This is a genomic window from Aquidulcibacter sp., from assembly GCF_044346625.1.
Classification (GTDB): domain Bacteria; phylum Pseudomonadota; class Alphaproteobacteria; order Caulobacterales; family Aquidulcibacteraceae; genus Aquidulcibacter.
This window is the reverse complement of sequence record NZ_JBIIYV010000008.1, coordinates 40,196-63,946: the sequence shown is the minus strand read 5'-3', so window position 1 is coordinate 63,946 and position 23,751 is coordinate 40,196. Positions and strand designations below refer to the sequence as shown.

General features: G+C 56.5%; 18 protein-coding genes and 4 tRNA genes. 4 read left to right on the top strand and 18 right to left on the bottom strand.

The features are described 5' to 3' along the window. From ACIQ20_RS04190 to ACIQ20_RS04175, 4 genes are all read right to left on the bottom strand, one after another. On the bottom strand, window positions 1–127 hold a 127-nt coding region (locus ACIQ20_RS04190), incomplete at its 3' end, for a GTP-binding protein (RefSeq protein ID WP_231492570.1). A 59-nt stretch (window positions 128–186) separates the two neighbouring features. Next, window positions 187–260, bottom strand: a tRNA-Gly gene (locus tag ACIQ20_RS04185). Window positions 261–324: 64 nt separating this feature from the next. Continuing rightward, window positions 325–410, bottom strand: a tRNA-Tyr gene (locus tag ACIQ20_RS04180). A 250-nt stretch (window positions 411–660) separates the two neighbouring features. Continuing rightward, on the bottom strand, window positions 661–1,599 hold the full coding sequence (locus ACIQ20_RS04175) for a GIN domain-containing protein (RefSeq protein ID WP_395777660.1): 939 nt from the start codon (window positions 1,597–1,599) through the stop codon (window positions 661–663). 86 nt (window positions 1,600–1,685) lie between these two features. On the opposite strand from ACIQ20_RS04175, the gene rlmB reads away from it, so the two are divergent. Continuing rightward, the gene (gene rlmB, locus ACIQ20_RS04170) at window positions 1,686–2,525 is read left to right on the top strand and encodes a 23S rRNA (guanosine(2251)-2'-O)-methyltransferase RlmB (protein WP_395777659.1); all 840 of its coding nucleotides are present in this window, start codon (window positions 1,686–1,688) and stop codon (window positions 2,523–2,525) included. A gap of 1 nt (window position 2,526) precedes the next feature. Here rlmB and ACIQ20_RS04165 read toward each other — a convergent pair whose 3' ends face one another. Genes ACIQ20_RS04165 through ACIQ20_RS04155 form a run of 3 tightly spaced genes read right to left on the bottom strand, consistent with a single transcriptional unit; the run spans window position 2,527 to window position 5,473 of the window. Continuing rightward, a complete protein-coding gene (locus ACIQ20_RS04165) occupies window positions 2,527–3,546 on the bottom strand; it encodes a threonine aldolase family protein (RefSeq protein ID WP_395777658.1) in 1,020 nt (339 codons plus the stop codon). Beyond that, entirely contained in the window at window positions 3,546–4,169 is a 624-nt protein-coding gene (locus ACIQ20_RS04160; protein WP_395777657.1) for a glutathione S-transferase family protein, read from the bottom strand. The genes ACIQ20_RS04165 and ACIQ20_RS04160 overlap by 1 nt, the downstream gene beginning before the upstream one ends. A gap of 17 nt (window positions 4,170–4,186) precedes the next feature. After that, window positions 4,187–5,473, bottom strand: a complete 1,287-nt coding sequence (locus tag ACIQ20_RS04155; protein ID WP_395777656.1) for a NupC/NupG family nucleoside CNT transporter — start codon at window positions 5,471–5,473, stop codon at window positions 4,187–4,189. Between the two features lie 161 nt (window positions 5,474–5,634). On the opposite strand from ACIQ20_RS04155, the gene ACIQ20_RS04150 reads away from it, so the two are divergent. Beyond that, on the top strand, window positions 5,635–6,987 hold the full coding sequence (locus ACIQ20_RS04150; RefSeq protein ID WP_395777655.1) for an O-antigen ligase family protein: 1,353 nt from the start codon (window positions 5,635–5,637) through the stop codon (window positions 6,985–6,987). 98 nt (window positions 6,988–7,085) lie between these two features. On the opposite strand, the gene ACIQ20_RS04145 is transcribed toward ACIQ20_RS04150, so the two are convergent. From ACIQ20_RS04145 to lon, 6 genes are all read right to left on the bottom strand, one after another. Beyond that, window positions 7,086–7,162: transfer RNA gene (locus ACIQ20_RS04145), tRNA-Asp, on the bottom strand. A gap of 745 nt (window positions 7,163–7,907) precedes the next feature. Continuing rightward, window positions 7,908–9,512, bottom strand: coding sequence for a DHA2 family efflux MFS transporter permease subunit (locus ACIQ20_RS04140; protein ID WP_395777654.1), 1,605 nt, complete (start codon window positions 9,510–9,512; stop codon window positions 7,908–7,910). Continuing rightward, window positions 9,509–10,858 (bottom strand): HlyD family secretion protein, encoded by a 1,350-nt coding sequence (locus ACIQ20_RS04135; protein ID WP_395777653.1) that lies wholly within the window; start codon window positions 10,856–10,858, stop codon window positions 9,509–9,511. The genes ACIQ20_RS04140 and ACIQ20_RS04135 overlap by 4 nt, the downstream gene beginning before the upstream one ends. After that, the gene (locus tag ACIQ20_RS04130; protein WP_395777652.1) at window positions 10,855–11,523 is read right to left on the bottom strand and encodes a TetR/AcrR family transcriptional regulator; all 669 of its coding nucleotides are present in this window, start codon (window positions 11,521–11,523) and stop codon (window positions 10,855–10,857) included. Before ACIQ20_RS04130 ends, ACIQ20_RS04135 begins: the two co-directional genes overlap by 4 nt. A gap of 257 nt (window positions 11,524–11,780) precedes the next feature. Beyond that, a tRNA-Val gene (locus tag ACIQ20_RS04125) sits at window positions 11,781–11,856 on the bottom strand. A 153-nt stretch (window positions 11,857–12,009) separates the two neighbouring features. Beyond that, window positions 12,010–14,412: an endopeptidase La gene (lon, locus tag ACIQ20_RS04120; protein ID WP_395777651.1), complete on the bottom strand. Its 2,403-nt coding sequence runs from the start codon at window positions 14,410–14,412 to the stop codon at window positions 12,010–12,012. A 318-nt stretch (window positions 14,413–14,730) separates the two neighbouring features. Between lon and ACIQ20_RS04115 the strand changes: the two genes are divergently transcribed. After that, entirely contained in the window at window positions 14,731–17,010 is a 2,280-nt protein-coding gene (locus ACIQ20_RS04115) for a penicillin acylase family protein (protein ID WP_395777650.1), read from the top strand. 6 nt (window positions 17,011–17,016) lie between these two features. Here the strand turns inward: ACIQ20_RS04115 and lldD are convergent, their stop codons facing one another. The 5 genes from lldD to ACIQ20_RS04090 form a co-directional block, all read right to left on the bottom strand. Next, window positions 17,017–18,162 (bottom strand): FMN-dependent L-lactate dehydrogenase LldD, encoded by a 1,146-nt coding sequence (lldD, locus tag ACIQ20_RS04110; RefSeq protein WP_395777649.1) that lies wholly within the window; start codon window positions 18,160–18,162, stop codon window positions 17,017–17,019. A gap of 54 nt (window positions 18,163–18,216) precedes the next feature. Then, window positions 18,217–18,654, bottom strand: a complete 438-nt coding sequence (locus tag ACIQ20_RS04105) for a DUF1330 domain-containing protein (protein WP_395777648.1) — start codon at window positions 18,652–18,654, stop codon at window positions 18,217–18,219. Between the two features lie 18 nt (window positions 18,655–18,672). Next, entirely contained in the window at window positions 18,673–19,944 is a 1,272-nt protein-coding gene (gene clpX, locus ACIQ20_RS04100; RefSeq protein WP_395777647.1) for an ATP-dependent Clp protease ATP-binding subunit ClpX, read from the bottom strand. Between the two features lie 171 nt (window positions 19,945–20,115). Beyond that, window positions 20,116–20,742 (bottom strand): ATP-dependent Clp protease proteolytic subunit, encoded by a 627-nt coding sequence (locus ACIQ20_RS04095; RefSeq protein ID WP_346381659.1) that lies wholly within the window; start codon window positions 20,740–20,742, stop codon window positions 20,116–20,118. A gap of 190 nt (window positions 20,743–20,932) precedes the next feature. Continuing rightward, a complete protein-coding gene (locus ACIQ20_RS04090) occupies window positions 20,933–21,703 on the bottom strand; it encodes a S1/P1 nuclease (protein WP_346381658.1) in 771 nt (256 codons plus the stop codon). Window positions 21,704–21,906: 203 nt separating this feature from the next. On the opposite strand from ACIQ20_RS04090, the gene ACIQ20_RS04085 reads away from it, so the two are divergent. After that, entirely contained in the window at window positions 21,907–23,748 is a 1,842-nt protein-coding gene (locus ACIQ20_RS04085; protein ID WP_395777646.1) for a DEAD/DEAH box helicase, read from the top strand. Window positions 23,749–23,751: the final 3 nt, after the last annotated feature.

Below are 23,751 nucleotides of genomic sequence, written 5' to 3'. Positions count from 1 at the left end.
TCGCACCACCAGCCTTCGCCAGCGTCATCGTGATCGCCGCCGTCAACGTCGTCTTACCATGGTCAACGTGACCAATCGTGCCAATGTTGCAATGCGGTTTCGTACGTTCAAACTTTTCCTTAGCCATGGTCGTGCCCTTCGTCTCTAGTAACATAGCGCTTGGTGGCGCTACAAAATTCAAAAAACTGGAGCGGGTAGACGGGATCGAACCGACATCCTCAGCTTGGAAGGCTGCTGCACTACCATTGTGCTATACCCGCATCCGATTTCCCGAACCGACGAGCCCCAGGTTGGCCATCAAAGGATTACGATTTGGGATGTCACTGGTGGTGAGGATAGGATTTGAACCTATGTACTCTCTCGAGGGCAGATTTACAGTCTGCTGCCATTAACCACTCGGCCACCTCACCAGGTGACACCCAATCGCAACCGATGCCAGCACATACCGCAACGGCGTTTCAGGAGTTCCAAAACCGCTTGCTGGACATGACACACTTCATGCATCAGGCACGGCAAGCCACTCTGGAAGGGCCGCGTTATAGCGATGGTCTCTCTAAACGCAATGGCGATTGTCTGTGATCAAGCAGATGAGTTTCACATAACTGCAAGATGGGCCTGATTTGACACACAGGCCCACGTTATCAAACGCCGGATACGGAGCTAGTCAACCTTGAAGCCACCAGAGCCAAGCTTCGTCACACGGGGGCTGCCTTCCAGTTTGGCGACCGATACATCCCCCGATCCAATGATACTGATTTGAGGGTCAATTACGGTGCCACCATGACGAATATTTCCAGAGCCCGCCAAATTAGCATCGAGACGTGAACGTCCACCTTTGACAAGTGTATCGCCAGAGCCTGCGAGATTAACTTTGAGGTCTGCTTGGACTTGACCAATTTGAATGTCGCCGGATCCGGCCAAGTTAATCTCAGTACGCCCACCGATGGAGCCAATTTCGGTATCGCCCGATCCGGCAATATCCAATTTCACGGCACCTTTTACCGGCCCCGTTTGATTATTGCCCGAACCTGCCAATCTGGCAGTTAAATCGCCACCCACGCTTTCGGTACGGAAATCGCCTGAGCCTGCGATAGTAAGTTCCAAATTGCGCGCAACTTTGCCCAATGCAAAATCACCACAGCCAATCATCGTGATGGTGGCACCACCGACATCGCCGGCCTTACCACGGACCAAAGAGCGCTTGATGCGAAGACCCATAGAGCTTGGCCCTGTCACCACAATTTTGGGCAAATCCTCTGCCTTGTAGCGGACCCCATCAATCTTGATCTCTTCAACACGCTGCCCGTTCTGGGTGTAGCTGCTGCAATTCGTGCGCATCCTGCGTTGGATAGGACCTTTGACGCGCAAAGTGATCCCATCCCGCTCTGTCGTAGCCGATAACTTAGCACCGGGCGTCACTTGGACGTTGAATGCAGCCCCGGGGGAGGTGCGAATCTCAACTTGGCCAACCACGCCATCTAATTCCAGCAAACGGGCTTGCCCGTCACTCTGAGCTGCCACGGGCTGAAAGCCCAGCAATAGAGCAGCCCCTAGTCCAATCCCAGCTCCTAGGCCCAATCCTTGTCTTTGAGTCAGCATATTCGTCAGTCTCCCATCCGTCCTCAAAAGAGTTTCCGCAGCCCTTATAGGCGACAGCGGCGACCTTTTCCCGTTAAAAGAACGTCATGACTAAGAATTCACGTTTTCGTCCAAAAGAGGGTGGCCGCGATGGCGGTCGTGACCATCCTGCAGCTGCGCCTTGGAAAGCCAAAGGGCCACGCCCACCTCGCGAGGATAAGCCTAGCGATGGCAGTCAGTGGATTTACGGCACGCATGCTGTGCTGGCTGTTCTCGCCAATCCCAAGCGCAAAGTGCTGGAGCTTCGCGCCACCCGCAATACGCTGGAAGGCCTTGAAGACGCTCAGATCGACAAAAGCAAGATTGCCCTGACCGATGGCGAAAGCCTCTCTGCGCTCTTGCCGCCCGGCGCTGTGCATCAAGGCATTGCCGTGCGCGTATACCCGCTTGAAAGCATAGGTCTCGACCAAGCTCTGCCAAACGCGGAAGGCATTGCGTTGATCTTGGACCAAGTCACGGACCCCCAAAACATCGGTGCGATCTTCCGTTCTGCGGCGGCCTTTGGCGTGCGCGCGATCATCCAACAGGACCGCAAAGCCCCGCCAATCACAGGCTCCTTGGCCAAAGCGGCTGTCGGCGGCATTGAAATGGTGCCCGATGTCCGAGTGGTGAACATCGCCCAAACCATCGTCCAATTGGCCGAGGATGGCTGGATAACAGTCGGGCTTTCGGGTGAAGCCGAGCATGATTTATCCGACGTATTGGATGGCTCGCCCGTGGTGCTGGTCATGGGCGCAGAGGGCAAAGGCTTGCGCCATTTGGTGGGGGAACGGTGCGACCGATTGGCGCGTATTCCGATTGATCCACAAATGGAAAGCCTGAATGTCTCTGCCGCTTCAGCCATATCGCTTTATGCCGCCCACATGGCTCAAACAAAAAATCGCTGATTTAGGCCAAAGCACTTGCGACTATGTCAACGGATTCCGTTGTAGTCTGCCAAGACGCGACAAACCGATACACATCCTCCCCTAATGTAGCCCAGGGATAGAAACTTACCCCAGCGGCCTGAAGGGCCGAGACTTTGCTTGTGTCGAGCCGCACAAACACTTCATTGCCCATGACAGGGACTGCCAAGCTTGCCCCTGCCCGCTCAAAACGTGCGCCAAGATCACACGCCATCTGATTGGCGTGGACGGCGAGTTCCAGCCATAAGTCTCCTTCCAGCATGGCGACAGCTTGCGCTGACAGATACCGGTGCTTGGAGAAGAGCTGACCGGCCCGCTTACGCAGATAGGCTGCAGCCTGTGTCCGCGCGGTGCCGAAGATGATCAGAATTTCAGCCGCCACGGCACCATTCTTGGTCAAACCAAAGCTCAATGCATCGACGCCTGCCCGCCAAGATAGCTCAGCCGCAGAGGCACCAGTCCCTACCACCGCATTAGCAAAGCGAGCCCCATCGACATGCAAAGCCCAGCCCTGCTTCTTGCAAACAGCACTGACAGCCCGCAGATGATCTGGACTGTAGGTCTGACCCGTCTCGCTCAAATTGGTCAGCGTGACAGCGCGCGGCTGCAAGCCATGGACAAAATCCGAACTGTGCCGGGCGGCCGCAGCCTCAACATCCTCTGGCTGAACCAGAAGCCCGGTCGAACCCAAGCCCACGAGGCGAGAGCCGCTGGTAAAGAATTCAGGGCCGTTGCCTTCATCCTCCAGCACATGGGCATGGGGATGGGCCATAATTGCGGCCCAAGGGGGGCAGAGGGCCGATAAAGCCAAGCCGTTGGCTGCCCCGCCGGTTCCGACAAAATAGGCATCGAGCTCACGGGTCTCAAACACGCCGTAAAGCAGGTCGAGCGCCTGGACAGTCCATGGGTCATCGCCATAGCTGCCACAGCGGCCCTCATTGGCTGCCAACATGGCGTCCAGGACGCGCGGATGGGCCGGTGCCTGATTGTCTGAGCCGAACATTAGGCTAAGGCAGCATCTGCTGATAGCCGCGCCTTCACGGCATCACGCCAGCGCGCGATATTGGGATAGATCTCCCACGGCTTGAACTTGACCAGCCGAGCGAACTCAATCGCGGCGAATGCAGTTATGTCGGCAATCGTAAATCGATTTCCCGCCACATAGTCGCGCTCGGCCAGATCGGCATCGAGCCATACCATGGCTGCCTTTGCTTTCTCAGATGAGGCTTCTGCATAGTCCTGAATTTGCGGCTTTTCCAGTACAGCTAGGCCCGGATGGCCGTGGCGAACCCAATTAGCTAACGGCAGGAGTACGCCCCATTCAACCCGGCGGTCAAACATTTCGATAAAGGCGCGTTCTTCCGGCGTCTCGCCCATGAGATTGGGCTCTGGGTTGAGATGCTCGAGGTAGGAGCAAATGGCGCGGCTTTCGGTCAGGAAACGGCCGTCGTCCAATTCTAGCACAGGCACGAGACCCATCGGGTTTCTGCCCAAATGGTCGGGTACTTTCGTCTCGGTCGCGAGATCAAGTTGAACCCGCTCGACCGTCTCCCACAAGCCCTTCTCGGCTAGAAACATATGAACTCGGCGGGGATTGGGAGCGAGCTTAGCGGTATAGAGTTTCATCACAAAGCCTTTGATCGTTAGTGGACAAACACGCCCATGGGCAAAGCTGCCACAATAGTCGCCGAAAGACAGGTCGCTAAAAAGCCTGGGATCAAGGCCTTCCACGCAAGCTTAAGGATTTCATTGCGCCGCTCCGGCATCAAAACCGTCATGCCACCGGTCATGATCCCAATCGAGCCGACGTTTGCAAAGCCGCACAAGGCATAAGTCATGATCATGCGCGAGCGTTCACTCAAATCTGCCACTGGGATGTTGCCGAGTTCGATAAAGGCGACAAACTCGGTGAGGAAGAGTTTGGATCCGAACAGGCCGCCTGCCTTTTGCATATCTTCCACTGGAATGCCGATGATCCAAGCTAGCGGTGAGAATAGGTAACCAAAGATACGCTGCAGCGTGAGTGGGCCGCCCCATTGGTCACCAAAGACAGTCAAAACCCCATTGGCAATCCAGACGAAAGACACAAACACCAACAAGAAGGCACCAACATTGACCACCACCATCATGCCGTCCTGTACGCCTTTAGTGATGGCATCCATAGTCGATTCATATTTCAGGGCCGAGCTATAATCCATGCCATCCATATATTGGCCGGGTTGTTCTGGAATCATGATACGGGCTAGCAAAATCCCGGCCGGTGCCGTGATGATAGACGCGACCAACACGTGCCCAGCCGCATTCGGTAAGCTCGGTGACAAGATCGCAGCATAGGCAACCATGGTTGAGCCTGCGACCGTGGCAAGACCCACCACCATCATCATAAAGAGCTCTGAGCGCGAGAGCTTATCGAGATAGCCTTTGATCACGATTGGGCTTTCCACCATGCCCATGAAGATGTTGGCAGCTGTTGCCAAAGCCGATGCCCCACCCAGCCCCATCGATTTCTCAAACAGATACCCAAAACCACGGGTCACCCATTGCAAGATTTTCCAGTGCCAAAGGACGGCAGAGAGAGCGGAGATAACAAGGATCAGAGGCAGAACTTGAAACGCAAAGACAAAAGGCGGCGGCGCGCCGGGTTTGGCCAATTGATACGGGGCCTCTCCGCCCCCCAAATAGCCAAACACAAATTTGGTGCCTTCAATTGTTGCGGCATTGAGACCATCAACCGCAGCATTGACGCCATTCAAGAAGCCTTGTGAGGCGGGAACCGCAAACAGAAGTACCAGAAGAAAGGCTTGCACCGCCATCGCACCGAGGGCCAGTCGCCACGGGAAGATCTTACGGTTCTCGCTCATCGCCCAACACAATGCGATGATCAAACCCGCACCGAGGATCGCGCGTGCATTGTCCCAGCCCCATTCCATATCCAGCACCCCATTTGCATCTTTTAACAGACTTCCTGCTTAAGGCGGACAGATGCAATGGGGAAGCGCACTCGGCACTCTTGTGCAGCCCCTTCATATTAGTCGCAACATCAATGGACTTGTTGATAAGACTTTCAGCATTTTGGTTTATAGAATGAGGCGTGAGCAGGCCCTTATATCATCCAGCAGCGGACATTGTCGCCCGCATGCGTTCATTGACTGGGCAGCGCCCCGCCGATGTGCGAACCGGTATGGGCAATCCCGACAATCGCCTCTCTATCATTCTGATAGACCTTGCGATCGCCCTTTACCTGTTCTGCTGTTTTGGTTCGACAGTCGCCTTTGTGATGAAAATACAGCATCTTAAGGAGGCTCCAAGCTGGTCGCTGTTGATTTATGCACCCACCGTCCTCCTGACTGCTTTAGCAATTGCCTATAAGCCCCTTGTGGCGCTGCGCACCGCGCTGGTAGGTGGGCCGTTCTTCCTCTTCATTCTGTGGACTTTTGCCAGCTTCCAATGGTCGAACCAACCTGACCTGACGTTTCGTCAGGGCTTATTGATGTGCGTGACTTACGGGGCGGCCTGTATGATCAGCCAGTATTTGAGTTGGCTGCGTCTCGCACGGGTCCTTGCCTGTCTATTCGCTTTACAAGCAGTCGTCTCGGCCGGCCTCGCAATTCTCGCCCCGCAATGGGGTGTGATGACCGATATCTACCCCGGTGCTTGGTCGGGTATCTGGAGCTTCAAGCAGACCTTGGGTGTCGCAATGGCTGTGGGATCAGGTGGGGTCATGGGTTATGCGCTGATGCAGCCTAAAGCAGCCATTTGGACGGCCCCGGCCCTACTCATAATTGTCGTTTGTGCAATCAAGAGCGAAGCGACTACGGCCATTTTGGTGACAGGGCTTGCCATGGCAATGCCCGTGGCTGTGTGGCTCGCCCAAAGGCATCCCAGTGCTGCTGTCCTGTCGGTTTGGGCGGTGGTAACTGGACTTGCGGCCTTGTTTCTCGTGGTCACCATTCTGGCTCCTCTTGTATTCCAGCTTTTAGGCAAAGCCCCAAACCTGACAGGCCGCACCGACATCTGGCGCGCGTTGGCCGAACCGATTGCCCAACGACCGTGGCTTGGTTGGGGCTATCAGGCGTTTTGGACCGATACATCCTTGACCAGTCCGGTGGACCGTGTTGAGTCCATTATGGAAGGCTTTCGGCCGCCAGACGCGCATTCCACACCAATGGATATTCGCTTACAAATGGGCCTCGTTGGTTTGATCTTGGTCGGCCTGACCTTCGCGCGGACTTGGCTGCAAATCCTGCTGCAAGCTGGCAGAGAGCCAGCCATGATGCCGGCAGTCGGGATCTTCACGGCTATCACGGCCATGGCATTCACCGAATCCATCGGCCTCTATCCGATGGATGGCATGACTTTAATTGTTCAATTGGTGATCGTAAAAACGGCCTTATCGGCTTGGAATCGGCGAGATAGCAAGCAGGGCAAGCCCGTTCTGGTTTAGCAGCATATCTTGAAGAGAATTAATTGGGGGACGATTTGAAATCGAACCTTCCCGCCGCCGCCCTGGTAGAGCAAGCTCTCACCAGGCGGGGCTAGGAATGGCGCGAGCGACGGGGCTCGAACCCGCGACCCCCGGCGTGACAGGCCGGTACTCTAACCGACTGAGCTACGCCCGCGCTGTTTCCTCAAACCGATGCGTCACCGCTTCGGCAAGGCGGGCGTGATAGACTCCTCCCCTCAGCGGGTCAAGCGATGATGACAACTTCGTTGCAGGAAAACTGTAATGAATGATTATGCCACACCTATAGCCCCGCGCGGAAAACAACCGGGGGTGCACCTTGTAGAAGGGCCGGGGCGCGTGGTGTGCGCCAAATGAGGTGTGCCAGATTAACGGACTGGCCCAGAATACGACGCAAACCATGCGCCCCGGCTGAATAAGGCTGTGTGCTTGGGTGGGTCATGACGCCACCGGTGGTTCTGATTTCCCCAACCTGTACATAAAGGCCCATTTTAAGCGCGTTTTGATCCACAGGATCAAAGTTGCGCGATTATAAGAATGGAGCGAACCCGCGAGTTTTGTTTCAAGCCTACTGAAAGACTAAACCTCCGGCTTCACACAGCAGTCAGGCTAAAGCAAACCGGGCATGAGGACAGCTAATCCCTATGAAACACGAGGTCGCCACTTCAACCTCGATTAATCCCGCTTACCCATCCCCAACCGGTGTCGCCTCTGCAGCAACAACGCCCTCTCGTCGGAGATGGGCTTAGGTTACGGGCGGTTTGGTGGGTGGGGGATAAGTTTTGTTTTATGCCTCTCCCCTCTCCCTCTGGGAGAGGGAAGAACCCATCCCCTACGTCATCCCCGCCGCAGCGCAAGCGGAGAGTGGGGACCCCTGGGCACTTTGCCGCACGAGTAATTGCCTAATGAGCATCACCAGATCCTTGATTGGGCTTCGCACGCGCCAGCAACGGAATTACCAAAATCGACAAGGCCAAAAAGCCAGCGATCAAAATGAACAGATTATTGAACGTCATGACCGCCGCCTCTCGGTTGAGCAACTGAATCTGCTGGGCCAAGGCCGCTGTCTCCGGATTCGCGACGCCATGCGCCGCCAGATTGGCTGCGGAGGCTGCCAGTCGATCGGCGAGGAGTGGGTCACCAACATTCATAGCGGACCCCAATTGGGTGCGATGGAATACGGTAAAATAGTCATTCATAGTCGACAAAACCGCCAAGCCAATCGCGCCGCCTAAATTCCGGGTCAGATTAAAGAGGCCAGATGCGCTTTGGATTTTGTGTGGCGGCATCGTTCCCAAGGCAATGGTAGACAAGGTGGCAAAGCATAGGATCAAGCCGCATCCGCGCATCGCCTGCGGCCAAAAGAACTCCCAAAAGCTCGATTGCGCCGTCAAATGAGCTTGTAAGAGGCACGAACCGCCAACCAGGCTTGCCCCCACAAAAATCGCAAGCCTTGGATCGACGCGCATGATAAGTTGACGAGCAAAAGGCGCACTAAGCAGCATGAACACACCGGTCACAAACATAACCTGACCGATCTGGAGCGCGTTATAGCCACGCACTTGCCCCAAGAACAAAGGCTGCAGATAGACCGAGCCATAAAGGCCAATACCGACCGTGAAGGCAAGAAGCGAACAGACGGCAAAGTTCCGGTCTGTAAAGGCGTCAAGCTTGACGATTGGCTCTTCCAAGGTAAATGCGCGCCAGAAAAATACGCCACCGCCTGTCAGCATCAGGGCCAAAAAGACGGCAATCTCGCCGCTGCCAAGCCAGCCCTGTCGCGGTCCCTCCTCCAGCACAATTTCCAACGAGCCTAGAAAGACGGCTAAGGCAATCAGACCTATGATATCGATCCTTCGCAGGAGTGGCCAATCTGGGGTCTTAAGCGGGATCAATAGAAAGCAGCCGACCGCGCATATGATGCCCGGCACCAAATTGACCAAAAACAGCCAATGCCAGCCGAGAGCGCTGGTGATAAAGCCGCCCAGAGCTGGCCCCATCGCAGGCGCGGACGTCATGATCATCCCCATCATCACATTGACGGTTGCGCGATCCTTCTCGGCAAAGAGCAAAAAGCCTGCGGCAAAGGTTGTGGGCATCATAAAGCCACCCATGAAGCCTTGGATGATCCGGAAGAATACGAGCGTGCCAATATTCTGTGCAAACGCGCACCCCAACGAAGCAATCGTAAAGCCGAGGGCCGCAGCAGTGAACAAATTACGGATCGACAGCGCCCGCCCCATGAAACCGGACAGCGGAATGGCGATCACTTCTGCCACCAAATATGAGGTCTGGATCCAGACCAGTTCATCTGCGCTAGCCGACACACCTGCTTGGATCTCACGTAGCGAGCTTGCCACGATCTGGATGTCCAAAATGGCCATGAAATTGCCTAAGGCCATGCAGGCAAAGCCAATCCAAAGGCCGATTGTTGGCTTAGGATAGATCAGTCCGCCCGGCCCTGGCGGCGGGAGGGACGTCGTGGCCGTGGGGGCCTCCCCGCTCACCTCTGGACAACCTTGGCTGCAGGCTCAATTCTGCGCGTGTCCACGTCAACCACAGTGGAGAGGCCCGGACGTAAAATGCCTTTGGCCCGCCACTCTGGGTCAATCATAATCCGAACAGGCACCCGTTGGACAATTTTGGTGAAGTTGCCGGTCGCAGTGTCGGTGGGCAACAGCGAGAATTGCGAGCCAGACGCTGGTGCGACGCTTTCAATCGTACCCGTGACCTTTTGATCGGGAAAAGCATCGACTTTGAAGGTTACTTTCTGTCCGGGGGCCAGTTTTCCAATCTGGGTCTCTTTAAAGTTGGCAACCACATAGACCTGATCAAGGGGCACAAGCGCCATCATGATGGTGCCGGGGCGCACCAACTGGCCCACTTGCACCGTGCGATTGGCTACGACGCCAGAGACTGGTGCGGTGACTTGCGCATAGCCTTGGCCAAGTTTGGCAGCGTCAAGGCGGGCTTGGGCGGCAAGAACGGCTGCATCTGCGGCCTGAATGGAGGCTTCTGCTGATCCAATAGCACTGCGCCCCGCTACAGCTCCCGCTGCTGCGGCTTGCGCTTTCGCGGCTGCACTTTCAGCACCCGATTGTGCGCCCAGCGCGCCTGCGCCTGCTGAGCCAACATCGTTGCTGGATCTAGAGCGCGAGGCACTTAAAACTGCTACTTGCTGCCGGGAAACGGCTACGGCAGCGCGTGCTTCGGCCACGCGCGCGGCGGAGGCACTGGCTTGGGCGTCGACTTGGTCCATGCGTGCCTGCGAGACAAAGCCCTGCTTGGACAAAGCGGCAAAGCGACCGCGATCGGCCTCTGCGACTTGATTAGCCGCTTCTGCGGCCCGCAGAGAAGCTTGGGCCTGGACAACCAAATCCGACTGGGTTGCCACTTGTTCGGACGCGACAGCTACACTCAGCGTTCGACCACGGGCTTCTGCGCGAGCTTGATTGGCCAGAGCCACCGCCTGCCGCGCCCCTGCGGCTGAAGCCACAGCCTCTGCGCCCATGCGATTGGCTTCTGAGGCGATGCGGCGGGCTTCGGCCCGCGCCCGAGCGGCTTCGGCTTTAGCACGCGCCAAGTCGGCTTCTGCCGCCATAACGCTGGCTTGAGAGTCGCGGGGGTCCAAAATCACCAAGGAGGCACCGGACAGGACTTTTGCATTGTCATGGGCGTCAATCTTACGGACAAAGCCTTCGGTTTTGGCGGCCACCATCGTGATATCGGCGCGCACATAGGCGTTATCGGTCGAGATATGGTAGCGCCCGACAAGGAGCCAACTGCCGATTGCCCACAGCGCGCCAAGGCCGACCACGCCTGCGACGATGGACAAGATTGTCTTTCGGTTCATGGCTTCACTCCGGCGATAGGCTGCAACGGGACGGCCGCAATGCCATGTAAAAACAAGTCGAAAACAGCTTCGACCAAAACTTCCATCGGCTGGCCGATATTGTGGGCTGGAAATGCTTGCCTGCGCAGAATTTCAAACACCAATGGCGACACTAACGCGCGGGCAGCCAAGAGCGGCTCAACTTGGCGAAACAAGCCTGCATCTATCCCCGCTTGGATCAATTCGACCAAGGCACCCTGCGTGCGCTCGATCACAGTGCGGTGGTAGAATTCCGCGAGGTCGGGAAACCGAAGCGCCTCGGCCAGAATAATGCGCGGCAAAGCGGCGACCCGTAAATCCTGGAACGAAGTTGCCCACATACGGGCAACATGGCGCAAGCCAGCTATCGGATCGCGCTTTTGATCCTTGGCTGCCGCATCAAAATGGCCCTGAAGGACCCCAATCCGCTGCTCAACCAAGGCCTTAAAAACGTCATCCTTGGAGGGGAAATAGAGATAGATCGCCGCTTTAGAAAGACCTGCAGCCTTGGCAATATCGTTCATCCGCGTTGCAGCAAAGCCGTTTACGGCAAAGACATCAAGGGCTGCCTCTAGGACTTCAGTTGGCCGCGCCCCCGGCTTACGCGTCCATTTCGGCTGACTTGAGTTTGGGCTGATCACGTTCATGTGATCTATATAACTGACTGGGAAGTTAGTTGTCGAGCCTTGTTTCGATCATGGGCACCGGACATGATGCCGCGCCCGATTGTGACTTAATTGAGCAAGTCGAGCGAAATAGAGAAAAACGCCCGAACTCCCGAAATACATGCAACTCTCGTAGGCCCCACCTGCTGTGCGCGAACGAAGCATCGGCCGCCAGAAGCATGCCTAGAGGGCGGCGGATTAACCGCATTCTTCGATTGGAGCCAAGTTTTTAAGGGAAATGGTGGGCGGTGACGGTCTCGAACCGCCGACCCTCTCGGTGTAAACGAGATGCTCTTCCAACTGAGCTAACCGCCCCACGACGCTTCCATAGGGGCTGGATGGGGTTTCTGGCAAGGCCCCTCGTGCAGCCGTGAACTGGCGGGAAGCAGAGCTCAAACCTGCATTGCACCCAAGAAAAAGGCTTCGACAGCTTTGTCAGGGCCCCTTCTTATTGTCCTTTGCGGTGCCTCAGTGGGCTGTCGCCCCGGCAGGGTCACCGGATTCTGGCAGACGTTTTGCCAAGGCAGCGGCTGCATCTTCAGGGTTCCAGTCAATCTCAACGATGGGTCGGGTCAACGCATGGACCAAGACTTCATCGGCGGTCGAAACCGGAATAATCGTCAGACCTTGTTTCACATTCTCTGGAATGTCTTCGAGGTCTTTCTCATTCTCCTTGGGGATCAGCACGGTTTTGATGCCAGCCCGCAAGGCCGCCAACAGCTTTTCCTTCAAGCCACCGATGGGCAGTACGCGACCGCGCAAGGTGATCTCGCCTGTCATGGCGACCGAGCGCGACACCGGATTATTGGTCAACAGACTGACGATGGCTGTCATCATAGCGATCCCAGCCGAAGGCCCATCTTTTGGTGTCGCCCCTTCGGGCACGTGGACGTGGATGTCGGTTTGGTCGAACAAGGTCGGCTTGATGCCAAAGTGCGGCGCGCGCGCTTTGACGTACGAGCTGGCGGCCGATATCGATTCCTTCATCACATCGCGAAGATTGCCCGTAACAGTCATACGACCCTTGCCGAACATCTGCACCGCTTCGATGGTCAGCGTATCACCCCCCACTTCGGTCCAAGCCAGACCCGTAACGGCCCCAACTTGATCTTCGGTCTCAGCTTCGCCAAAGCGAACCTTGCGCACACCCAAATAGTCTTTGACATTTTCAGATGTGATTGCGACGGTTTCTTTCTTCTTCTGACTGATTTCGCGCACGGCTTTACGGGCCAGATTGGCGATTTCCCGCTCTAGGCTACGGACACCAGCTTCCCGCGTGTAATAGCGGATCACTTCGCGCAAGCCCTCATCAGACAGCGAGAATTCACCAGCCCGCAGACCATTGGCGTCGATCTGCTTTTGCAAGAGGTGACGCTTAGCGATTTCAACCTTTTCATCCTCGGTATAGCCGGGGATGCGGATGATCTCCATGCGGTCCAACAAGGGCTGAGGCATGTTGAGCGAGTTGGCTGTGGTCACGAACATGACGTCCGACAAGTCATAATCGACTTCCAGATAATGGTCGTTGAAGGTGCTGTTTTGTTCGGGGTCCAAGACCTCCAACAAAGCTGCCGCCGGATCGCCACGATAATCAGCACCCATTTTGTCGATCTCGTCGAGCAAGAAGAGCGGGTTGGCGCTCTTCGCCTTCTTCATCGACTGAATGATACGGCCCGGCATCGAACCAATATAGGTGCGCCGATGTCCGCGAATTTCAGATTCGTCCCGCACCCCACCCAGAGACACGCGTACAAAGTCGCGCCCGGTTGCTTTGGCGATGGACTTACCCAGCGAGGTTTTACCCACGCCTGGCGGTCCTACGAGGCACAGGATTGGTCCGCGCAGCTTATTGGTGCGGGCCCCAACAGCCAGATATTCCAAGATGCGCTCTTTGACTTTTTCCAAGCCATAATGATCGCCGTCGAGAACCTCTTCAGCCGCGTCAATGTCTTTCTTGGTCTTCTTTTGCTTGCCCCAAGGCAGCGCGATCAACCAATCCAGATAATTGCGCACCACGGTCGATTCCGCCGACATCGGGCTCATTTGCTTCAGCTTTTTGAGTTCGGCTTCGGCTTTGGTGCGGGCTTCCTTGGAGAATTTGGTTTTGCGGATTTGCTCTTCCAACTCCTGAAGCTCGTCACGACCTTCGTCTTGCTCGCCCAGTTCGCGCTGAATGGCCTTCATTTGCTCATTCAGATAATAGTCGCGCTGGCTCTTCTCCATTTGCCGCTTCACGCGGTTCCGGATGCGCCGCTCAACTTGAAGCACGCCCATCTCGCCTTCCATGAAGGTGAAGAGGCGCTCGAGACGCTTGGTTGCGCTGAAAATTTCCAGCAATTCCTGCTTTTGTTCCAGCTTAATCGCCAGATTGTCAGCAATCACGTCAGCCACTTGGCTCGCGGTTGGCAATTGGCCGAGGCCAGAGACGATTTCGGGCGGGATTTTGCGGTTGAGTTTTACGTAATTCTCAAACTGCTCAATCGCCGTACGCGAGAGGGCCTTTGCCTCTGGGCTATCGGCATCGATGTCTTCAATCTCTGTGACTTGGACCGTGAACATAGGCTCGGTCGCATCAAAGCTCTCAATCGAGACGCGCGACTTGCCTTCGACCAGAACCTTCACGGTTCCGTCGGGCAATTTTAGCAATTGCAGCACGGAGGCGATGACACCAATCTTGTGGACGTCGCCGGGGCCTGGATTATCGGCGCTGGCGTCCTTTTGGGTTGCCAGCACAATTTCCTTATCGCTGCGCATCGCTTCTTCCAGCGCCCGAACCGACTTTTCACGCCCAACAAACAGGGGCGAGACGCGGTGCGGGAATACGACGATGTCGCGTAGGGGCAGAAGCGGCAGAATACGTGTCTTGGTCATTCAGTTTCCTTAGACTTAGCCTGAGGCATCCTAATTCTTCTTTGGGGCGCAACTTTGACCCAAGTGGACCAAAGCGCACTCCACGGGGAGAGATGGCGCCGTGTTGCGGTCTTTTGCAAGTCCGCGATGATGTTAGTCCACAAATGGATGCGCCTAAGGCTGCGTTCAAGGGCCGCCCTGTTTCCGTGATTGGTGGGTGGTCAATGAAAAGATTTAGGCCCTGCCTTCGCCTCGTCAATTCCATCCTTGCTTCGCACTGCGTGGCACCCTAGGGATAAAGAAAAAAGTAAGCTGTCACTGACTGCTCTGGAGGAAAATATGCGCTATAAATCAGCATCTCTGATCGTCTTGGCTTGTGCGCTAGCGGGCCAAGCAAACGCGAAGTCGCAAGGCCTTGAAGCGAGCATTACGCGCACGACTTATGGCATCCCCCATATCACCGCAAAGAACTGGAAAGGCATCGGCTACGGCGTCGGCTATGCCTATGCGCAGGATAATTTGTGCATGTTGGCCGAGGATTTTGCGACGGTAGCGGGCGAGCGGTCTTTACACTTTGGGGCCAAGGAGAAAACGAGCCTTGGCTTTGATCCGTTGGACAATCTAGCGTCGGACACGTTCTTTCGCTCCAATCTCGATCTGACTGCGCTGCGCCGTGACAACTTGAAGACCAGCAAAATCTCACGCGACCTGAGCGAAGGCTATGTCGCTGGCTATAACCGCCTTTTGCGGGATTTAGGGCCCGAGCGCGTGCCAGAGGCTTGCCGGGGTAAGGCTTGGGTGCGCCCCATCACGACCGATGACATGCTGCGCCTGACTGAGAAAAACGCCCTGCGTTCGGGCGCTTTGGTGTTGGCGCAAGCGATTGCCTATGCGGCCCCGCCGCAAGAGGCGAAGGCCGAGAAGGTTGCAGCCTTAACCCTACCCGATATGCAAGCATCAGGTCTGGGCAGTAATGGCTGGGCCTTTGGGGCCGAAACGACTGCCAATGGGCGCGGCTTGATTGTGGGCAATCCGCATTTTCCATGGGCAGGTCCATCGCGTTTTTACCAACTCCACATTACCATACCGGGCGTGGTGGATGTGATGGGGGCAACATTGGCAGGCTCGCCATTGCCTACCATCGGCTTTAACAAAGACATAGCGTGGACCCACACAGTCAGTGCGGCCCGGCACACTACTGTATTTGAACTTACCCTCGATCCTGCAGACCCCACCCGCTATCTTGTCGACGGCAAGAGCGAAGCGATGCAAGTCCGCACGATCCAAGTGCCGACGCCTGAAGGGCCAGTCCAGCGCACAATCTATGTCAGCCGCTTTGGCCCACTGATGGTGATGCCAGCAGCAGGGCTTAATTGGACGAAGGAACGTGCCTTTGCCATACGTGACGCCAATAGCGGCAATAATCGCCTGATTGATGCTTGGGTGGGGATCAATCTCGCCAAGAATGTCGGCGATATTCGCAACGCTGTGACCAAAACCCTTGGCATTCCTTGGGTGAACACCATCGCAGCGGACCGCTATGGCAATGCACTTTTGGCCGATGTCACGGCTGTTCCCAATGTTTCGGCCCAAAAGATCAAGGATTGCGCCACGCCGCGCTCCGCCCCCTTGGCGCAGCGCCTAATCGTGCTGGATGGCAGCAAATCGGCCTGTGAGTGGGATGTTGCACCGGGCACCCCTGCCCCGGGCTTGATGCCCGCCAGCGATCAGGCAATCGTCGAGCGGCGCGACTATGTTGCCAACAGCAATGATAGCTATTGGCTGACGAACCCAAAGAGCCCCTATCGTGTCTTGTCGCCTATTCTGGGCTCAGCAGAAGTCGCACGCAGTCTGCGGACCCGCTCTGGCCTGATTGAGATTGACCGCAGGCTGACCGGAACGGATGGCTTTACCAGCACAAAGGTCGATCATGAGACCGCGCGCGCCATGCAGTTTGCCAATAAGACCCTTGCCGCAGAACTCACACTCGATGCGGTTCTGGGACTTTGTGCCGACCAAGCCGATCTGGCCGCCGCCTGTCAGACGCTGAAAAGCTGGGACAGACTTTATGACAACGACAGCAAAGGGGCCTATCTCTTCTGGGCGTTCTGGGAAGTGGCCGACAAGCTTCCGGGCAAATGGACGACGCCCTTTGATCTGAAGGACCCTGTGAACACTCCGCGTGATCTGGTTACGACCGGACCTGTTGCAGACCAACTGCGCGGTGCCTTACGGTCCGCAGCAGAGCGCCTAACCAAGGAAGGCTATGCCTTAGATGTGGCGTGGGGAAGCGTGCAATTTGTGACGCGTAATGGCGAGAACATCCCCATTCATGGCGCACATGGCAATTTGGGCGTGCTGAACGTGCAAGTCTCTGAGAAAGTCGGCCAAACCCTCGTGCCACGCTCTGGCACCAGCTATGTACAGATTGTCGGTTTTGATGACAAAGGCCCGGTTGCGGATGCGATTTTAAGCTATGCCCAGTCGACAGACCCAGCCTCGCCTTATTATGCCGACCAAACAAAGGCCTATGCCGAGAAACGCTGGAACCGCCTGCCGTTTACACCCGCTCAGATCGAAGCGGCCAAAGTGGGTGAGACGTTGAAGCTGAAGGAATAGAGCCCATCAGCCCTTTGTGGGGCGAACAAGACACTGGGGGCCAAGATCGGCGACTTTCTTGACCCCCATCAGGGTCATATTGGTGCGCATCTCTGCTTCAAAGAGTGATATCAGGCGGCTTACGCCCGCCTCCCCGCCTGCGGCCAGCGCATAGGCATAGGCTCGCCCAAGCATCACGGCATCGGCCCCAAGCGCTAGAAAGCGCAGCACATCCACCCCGCTACGAACGCCAGAGTCAGCCAGTATGGGGATCGTTTTGGCCACGGCTTCGACGATTGCAGGCAAGGCCGCTGCGGTCGACAAAGTACCATCCAATTGTCGCCCGCCATGGTTGGAGACCACCAAAGCGTCAGCTCCAAACTTTACAGCATCGCGGGCATCGTCAGGGTCTAAGATGCCCTTGATGATGATCTCGCCTTGCCAACCATCGCGGATCCATTCGAGGTCTTTCCAGCCGATGCTGGGATCGAAATTCGCGCCAAGCCAGCCGATATAGTCCGCTAGGCCGGTTGCTTGGCCGCGATAGGCAGAAATATTGCCAAGATCATGCGGCCTACCCAAAAGGCCTACATCAACCGCCCAGCGCGGGTGCATGAGGGCTTGGCCCATGCGACGCGTACCCGCCCAAGACCCAGACATGCCTGAATGTGGGTCGCGATAGCGCGATCCAGGCGTTGGCATGTCTACGGTGAACACCAATGTCGTAACGCCCAGTGCTGTGGCGCGTGCCAGCGCATCGGCCATGAAACCGCGATCTTTCAAGACATAAAGCTGGAACCAGATAGGCTGGGGGCTGGCCGCTGCCACTTCAGCGATCGGGCAAACGCTGACGGTGGAGAGCGTATAGGGGATGCCTGCCTTGGCAGCGGCCCTGGCGGCCTGCACCTCGCCCCGACGCGCCAACATGCCTGATAGGCCAACAGGACCTAGGATGATGGGCAGCGCAAGCTCTTGCCCAAAGAGCGTGGTTGAGAGATCGACCCGGTCCATGGCGTGCAGAACACGTTGGCGCAACAAGATTTGCGACAAGTCTGCCTCGTTGGCTTTGAGGGTCGCCTCGTCCAGCGCGCCGCCATCGACATAGTCAAACAAGAAGCGCGGCAAGCGCTGTTGCGCTGCACGTCGAAAATCCTTTGGACTGGCAATAATCATCTAGCCCTGCCCTTTCAGACCGCTTAGCCTCAAGCTAAGCACAGCGCCGGGCTCTCAGGCAAATCCGCCACTGGCGTCTTGTTGCTGGCACCGCACCAAGCGGCTGGTCAGCACCGCAGCTTGGCGATGTTTGACGGCCTCACGGTAATCGCTGTCAGTTACCATCGCCAGAAAAGCACCGGCACTTGGGTAGTTTGCTATAAAGATCGTGTCCCAAGCTTCTGATTCTGGACCGGTTACCATGGCTTGCATGGTCCCGCGCCACACGACCTTACCACCTAAGCGGCTGAAGATCGGATCGCTGGTACGGCCATATTCGATATAAGCCTCTTCGCCCGTACGCCCCAGATTAGCGTCAGGATGATCGGCAGGATACAGCGCCAGCGGACGATAGCGAACCTGATTGAGCATCCAGATAGGCTCATCGCGAGGCAGCAATTTGAACAGGTCAAAGGCTGCCCGTGTTGGATCGACAAAGGCCTCGTCAGTCATGATGATCTCGCCTTTAGCTTAGCCAGCAGCAGCAGGGGCTGCCTGATCGCGACGCTCGGAATAGATCAAAAGCGGCTTAGCACGGCCTTCAATGACTTCGCCATTGACCACGACTTCTTCCACGCCCTCATAGGATGGCAGGTCGAACATGGTCTCCAAAAGCACGCCTTCGAGGATCGACCGCAAACCACGTGCACCGGTCTTACGCGCAATGGCCTTGGTAGCCACGCACCGCAAAGCTTCTTCGGTGAAGGTCAGCTTGGTGTTTTCCATCTCAAACAAGCGTTGATACTGCTTGATCAAGGCGTTCTTGGGCTCGGTCAGGATTTGGATCAAAGCGGCTTCGTCCAAATCTTCCAAAGTCGCGAACACGGGCATCCGGCCGACGAACTCAGGGATCAGGCCGAACTTCAACAAATCCTCAGGCTCACACTCGCGCAGCACATCGCCAGTACGGCGATCGTCTGGGCTGCGCACATTGGCACCAAAGCCGATGCCAGCACCCGTGCCACGGCGCGAAATGATGGTATCAAGGCCAGGGAAGGCCCCGCCAGCGATAAACAGGATGTTGGTGGTGTCGACTTGCAGGAATTCCTGCTGCGGATGCTTACGGCCACCTTGTGGCGGCACAGACGCAACCGTGCCTTCCATCAATTTCAGCAAAGCCTGCTGCACACCCTCACCCGACACATCGCGCGTGATCGATGGGTTGTCAGACTTGCGGCTGATCTTGTCGATTTCGTCGATGTAAACGATGCCGCGTTGGGCGCGCTCAACATTATAGTCCGACGCCTGCAACAGCTTTAGAATAATGTTTTCAACATCTTCCCCGACATAGCCCGCTTCGGTCAACGTCGTGGCGTCCGCCATGGTGAACGGGACGTCGATGATGCGGGCAAGGGTCTGGGCCAAAAGGGTCTTACCGCAGCCCGTTGGACCAATCAGCAAGATGTTCGACTTCGCCAGTTCCACATCACCATTCTTTTGGGAGTGGGCTAGGCGCTTATAATGGTTGTGCACAGCCACGGCCAAGACGCGCTTGGCATAGGTTTGGCCGATTGCGTAATCGTCGAGAACGTCCTTGATCTCCTGCGGCGTGGGGACGCCGTCCTTGGATTTCACGAGCTGGTTCTTGTTCTCTTCGCGGATGATATCCATGCAAAGTTCGACGCACTCATCGCAGATAAAGACCGTTGGCCCTGCGATCAGTTTGCGGACTTCATGCTGGCTCTTGCCGCAGAAGCTGCAATAGAGCGTATTTTTTGAATCACCGCTGGCTGCTTTGGTCATATCTACTCCAGTCCGTCACGGTGCTGCTAAAAGCAGCCTCTGACGGTCGCTTCAAAAAGCTTTGTCCAGTCTTGCACGGAATCTGTCAACGATCCGTTGCAAAACTGAAGCAATTAGTGTCACCCGCCTTAGCCTACGCAAAAATGAGGCCGAGCGGGCTCAAAGGCCTGTTTAGCTCGCCTGACTTGGGTCTTCGCGCTTCACAAAAACTTCGTCCACAATGCCGAAAGCTTTGGCTTCTTCGGCGGTCATGAAATGGTCTCGGTCCAAAGTTTTCTCAATCACATCATAGTCTTGCCCAGTATGCTTGACGTAGATTTCGTTGAGGCGACGCTTAGTTGCAACAATGTCTTCAGCATGGCGTGCAATGTCAGTTGCTTGGCCGCGGAAGCCACCAGAAGGCTGGTGCACCATCACGCGGGCATTTGGCAGCGCCACACGGCTACCTTTCTGACCGGCTGCTAGCAGAAGCGACCCCATAGAAGCGGCTTGCCCCATCACCACGGTGGAGACGGGCGAGCGGATGTATTCCATCGTGTCATAGATCGAAAGGCCAGAGGTGACGACACCACCTGGGCTATTGATATACATAGCAATTTCTTTCTTTGGATTTTCAGACTCCAAGAAAAGAAGCTGGGCGCAGATCAAAGCGGCCATGCCGTCCTCAACAGGACCGGACACGAAAATGATGCGTTCGCGCAACAGGCGAGAAAAAATGTCAAAGGCCCGCTCGCCACGCGAACTTTGCTCGACAACCATCGGGACCAAGCCCAGTGCGCGTGTGATATGATCGGTCATAAAAGCCTCTTTCAGAACACGCCAAATGCGTTCCGGAACATTAGATATTGGCCCGCTTCGCCTCGGTTGCAAGGAGATGTTGCGGTTAATACGGTTTGCAAGCAGTGAATGAAGGAAAGATGAAGCTCACTTGTCTCATCAACACCCATTTACAGGGCAATGGCAAACGAAGGCACAGCGACAACATTCCTTACGGATAAAGTGCATTCAAATAAGCCGCAATTCTTACCCCCGCCTGCATCAGGCGCAAGTCTACGGCCTCATTTTGCTGGAATGCATAGGTGTAACCCAAGCGCGACTCGGCCGGATAAACGGTGTCACGCAGAGCCGCGCTCTCCGCCACCCAAACCAATGGATCGGCATTGGCCCAGTCTTTGAGGTTTTGTGGGGTGATCCGACGCGACAACCAAGCCGTCATCTCGGTGTAAGACAATTGTTGCCGATCGACCAGATTGCTATCCCAGACTGCGTGTAAATTGGTATCCTCGCGACCAAATTGGACTTTGACGTCGTTACCACCGCGATCGGTGCCATTGCCGACGTGCAAAGGCTGGTGAAGATCGCCAATGATGTGCACCGTAAACCGCAGGGCCAATTGTTTGTCCGCTTGGCTGGCTTTTGGATCGCGCAGTGTCTTTGCAAAGCCTGCTAAAGCGCTAACCGCGTCGCCTTCCGGCGGCGCACCAACTTCGGCGTAGGTCTTGCCTGCGGGAACCGTTACATAATGCCAAGGATTTGCCGTCTTTTGCCAGAAAACTTCCGGGCTAGAGCGCATTTCATCTGGCCAAGTGGAGGCTTCGGCCAAAGACTCCGTGCCCAAGACAGCCTTCACCGCTTCAGCGGCCTTCGGCGACAAATGTGGCTCGGCAATCGCTCCGGTCACCCGATGGCCAATTTGACCCCACGCAAAGGCGGGTGAGCCGCTTAGTAGAACCAGTAAGGCGACCAGAAAAGCACGCATGAGTTGACCTCCAACCCATGCGGCTTGCAAAAAACCGGGGGTTACCACGTTTGATTTTAAGGGGTGCCAAAGACAGGTTCAAGCCAATCACAGGTCAATACGTGGCTGTTGCTGTCAAATCCTGTTAAAGGGCGGTTCGAAGCATTGCTCCCAGCAAGCTGTACCATTCATTCGCGACCTAGAAGCGCGATTTCAGGATCATCATGCCCTTCCCATCCCTACCCGCCGTATTTGAAGCCGCATTGACGGCACAAGGCTACGGCGAGCCTACCCCCGTTCAAGCTGCTGTTCTGGCAGAAGAACGCGCTGACGCTGACCTTTTGGTGTCAGCACAGACAGGTTCTGGCAAGACAGTTGCCTTTGGTCTGTCGATTGGCCCCACGCTTTTGGCTGGCGAAGAACGCCTAGGCCGAGGCTGCGCGCCGTTAGCATTGGTCATCGCGCCGACACGCGAACTCGCCCAACAGGTCGCCCGCGAGCTGGAGTGGCTTTATGCCAAAGCAGGCGCGCAGGTCGTCTGCTGCGTCGGTGGCATGGATGCGCGCCAAGAGGCCCGGAAGCTTCAAGCGGGCTGCCATATCATTGTCGGCACGCCGGGACGCCTGCGCGACCATATGGAGCGCGGCCGGGCAGACTTCAGCGCGCTGCGCGCCGTTGTGCTTGATGAAGCCGACGAAATGCTCGACTTGGGCTTTAAGGACGACTTAGAAGCCATTTTAGACGGCACGCCAGAAGACAAGCGCACGCTCCTCTTCTCCGCCACCTTGGCCAAAGACATTGTCACCTTGGCCAAGCATTATCAGCGCAATGCGATCCGCATTGATACCACCACGCGCGATGTGCCCCATGGGGATATCGAATATCGCGCAATTCGGGTTGCACCGAACGAGCTTGAATTGGCTGTCGTGAACGTGCTGCGCTTCTATGGCACGGGCGGTGCCTTGGTGTTTTGTGCGACGCGCGAGAGCGTACGCCATTTGTTTGGTAGCTTGCGGGAACGCGGCTTCTCCGCCGTGGCTTTATCGGGTGAGCTTTCACAGAAAGAACGGACCGATGCGCTTCAAGCCCTGCGCGATGGCCACGCCCGCGTCTGTGTTGCCACCGACGTAGCCGCGCGCGGCCTCGACCTGCCAGACCTCAACCTCGTGATCCATGCAGAGCTGCCGCAGAATAAAGCGGCCCTTCTGCACCGTTCTGGCCGCACAGGCCGTGCTGGGCGCAAGGGGACTTCGGTCGTTTTGGTGCCAACCACGCGGCGCAAGAAGGCCGAACAATTGCTGCATTCAGCAGGCGTTTCGGCCATTTGGTCGGGGCCACCGAGTGCTGAATCCATTCGGGCAGCGGACCGCGACCGCTTGATGAATGATCCGATGCTGAAAGAGCCTGCAACCGAGGAAGATGTTGGCTTGGCCGCAGCCCTGCTTGAAGCAGCAGGCCCGGAACAAGTCGCGACGGCCCTGATCCGCCTTTACCGTTCCCGCCTGCCAGAGCCTGAAGATCTGTTTGAGCCTGTGGCCGAACCCCGTGGCCAACGACCAGAACGCGGCGAGCGCCCTGCCCGCATGCGTGACCGTCCAGACTCGGAAAGACCAGGGCGGGACCCACGCGAATTTGGCGGTCAAGAAGGATCTGGCGCGCCGTGGTTCCGCCTGTCGGTCGGCCGCAATTCAAATGCTGACCCGAAATGGCTGATCCCGCTGATCTGCCGCCTCGGCCATGTCACCAAGAATGACATCGGCAATATCCGCATTTTTGATCGCGACACTGTGTTTGAGATCGATCCCCGCGTGGCAGATCGGTTTATGCAAGCGGTCTATAACCATCCAGATGATGCCATGCGGATTGAGCCTGCCAATGATCCCGGCAGTGCCAAAGGTGCACCGCGTCGGGGTGACCAAAAAAAGGGCGGCAATAAAGGTAAACCCAACGCCCCAGTTGCGCCAGGTGAACGCGGCCCCCGTGGCATCGTCGGCCCACCCCGCGGCAAAGGCGGCCCGCCACCCTTTGGGAAAAAGTCATTTAAAAAGAAAGTCCGGATGGATTGAGGG

Excerpts from the sequence above, each read along its gene's own strand:
- ACIQ20_RS04130 (WP_395777652.1), bottom strand. The coding sequence starts at position 11,523 with ATGAACGTGATCAGCCCAAACTCAAGTCAGCCGAAATGGACGCGTAAG.
- ACIQ20_RS04085 (WP_395777646.1), top strand. The coding sequence starts at position 21,907 with ATGCCCTTCCCATCCCTACCCGCCGTATTTGAAGCCGCATTGACGGCA.
- rlmB (WP_395777659.1), top strand. The coding sequence starts at position 1,686 with ATGACTAAGAATTCACGTTTTCGTCCAAAAGAGGGTGGCCGCGATGGC.
- clpX (WP_395777647.1), bottom strand. The coding sequence starts at position 19,944 with ATGACCAAAGCAGCCAGCGGTGATTCAAAAAATACGCTCTATTGCAGC.
- ACIQ20_RS04155 (WP_395777656.1), bottom strand. The coding sequence starts at position 5,473 with ATGGAATGGGGCTGGGACAATGCACGCGCGATCCTCGGTGCGGGTTTG.
- ACIQ20_RS04105 (WP_395777648.1), bottom strand. The coding sequence starts at position 18,654 with ATGACTGACGAGGCCTTTGTCGATCCAACACGGGCAGCCTTTGACCTG.
- lon (WP_395777651.1), bottom strand. The coding sequence starts at position 14,412 with ATGACCAAGACACGTATTCTGCCGCTTCTGCCCCTACGCGACATCGTC.
- ACIQ20_RS04090 (WP_346381658.1), bottom strand. The coding sequence starts at position 21,703 with ATGCGTGCTTTTCTGGTCGCCTTACTGGTTCTACTAAGCGGCTCACCC.
- ACIQ20_RS04095 (WP_346381659.1), bottom strand. The coding sequence starts at position 20,742 with ATGACCGATCATATCACACGCGCACTGGGCTTGGTCCCGATGGTTGTC.
- ACIQ20_RS04160 (WP_395777657.1), bottom strand. The coding sequence starts at position 4,169 with ATGAAACTCTATACCGCTAAGCTCGCTCCCAATCCCCGCCGAGTTCAT.
- ACIQ20_RS04175 (WP_395777660.1), bottom strand. The coding sequence starts at position 1,599 with ATGCTGACTCAAAGACAAGGATTGGGCCTAGGAGCTGGGATTGGACTA.
- ACIQ20_RS04115 (WP_395777650.1), top strand. The coding sequence starts at position 14,731 with ATGCGCTATAAATCAGCATCTCTGATCGTCTTGGCTTGTGCGCTAGCG.
- ACIQ20_RS04135 (WP_395777653.1), bottom strand. The coding sequence starts at position 10,858 with ATGAACCGAAAGACAATCTTGTCCATCGTCGCAGGCGTGGTCGGCCTT.
- lldD (WP_395777649.1), bottom strand. The coding sequence starts at position 18,162 with ATGATTATTGCCAGTCCAAAGGATTTTCGACGTGCAGCGCAACAGCGC.
- ACIQ20_RS04165 (WP_395777658.1), bottom strand. The coding sequence starts at position 3,546 with ATGTTCGGCTCAGACAATCAGGCACCGGCCCATCCGCGCGTCCTGGAC.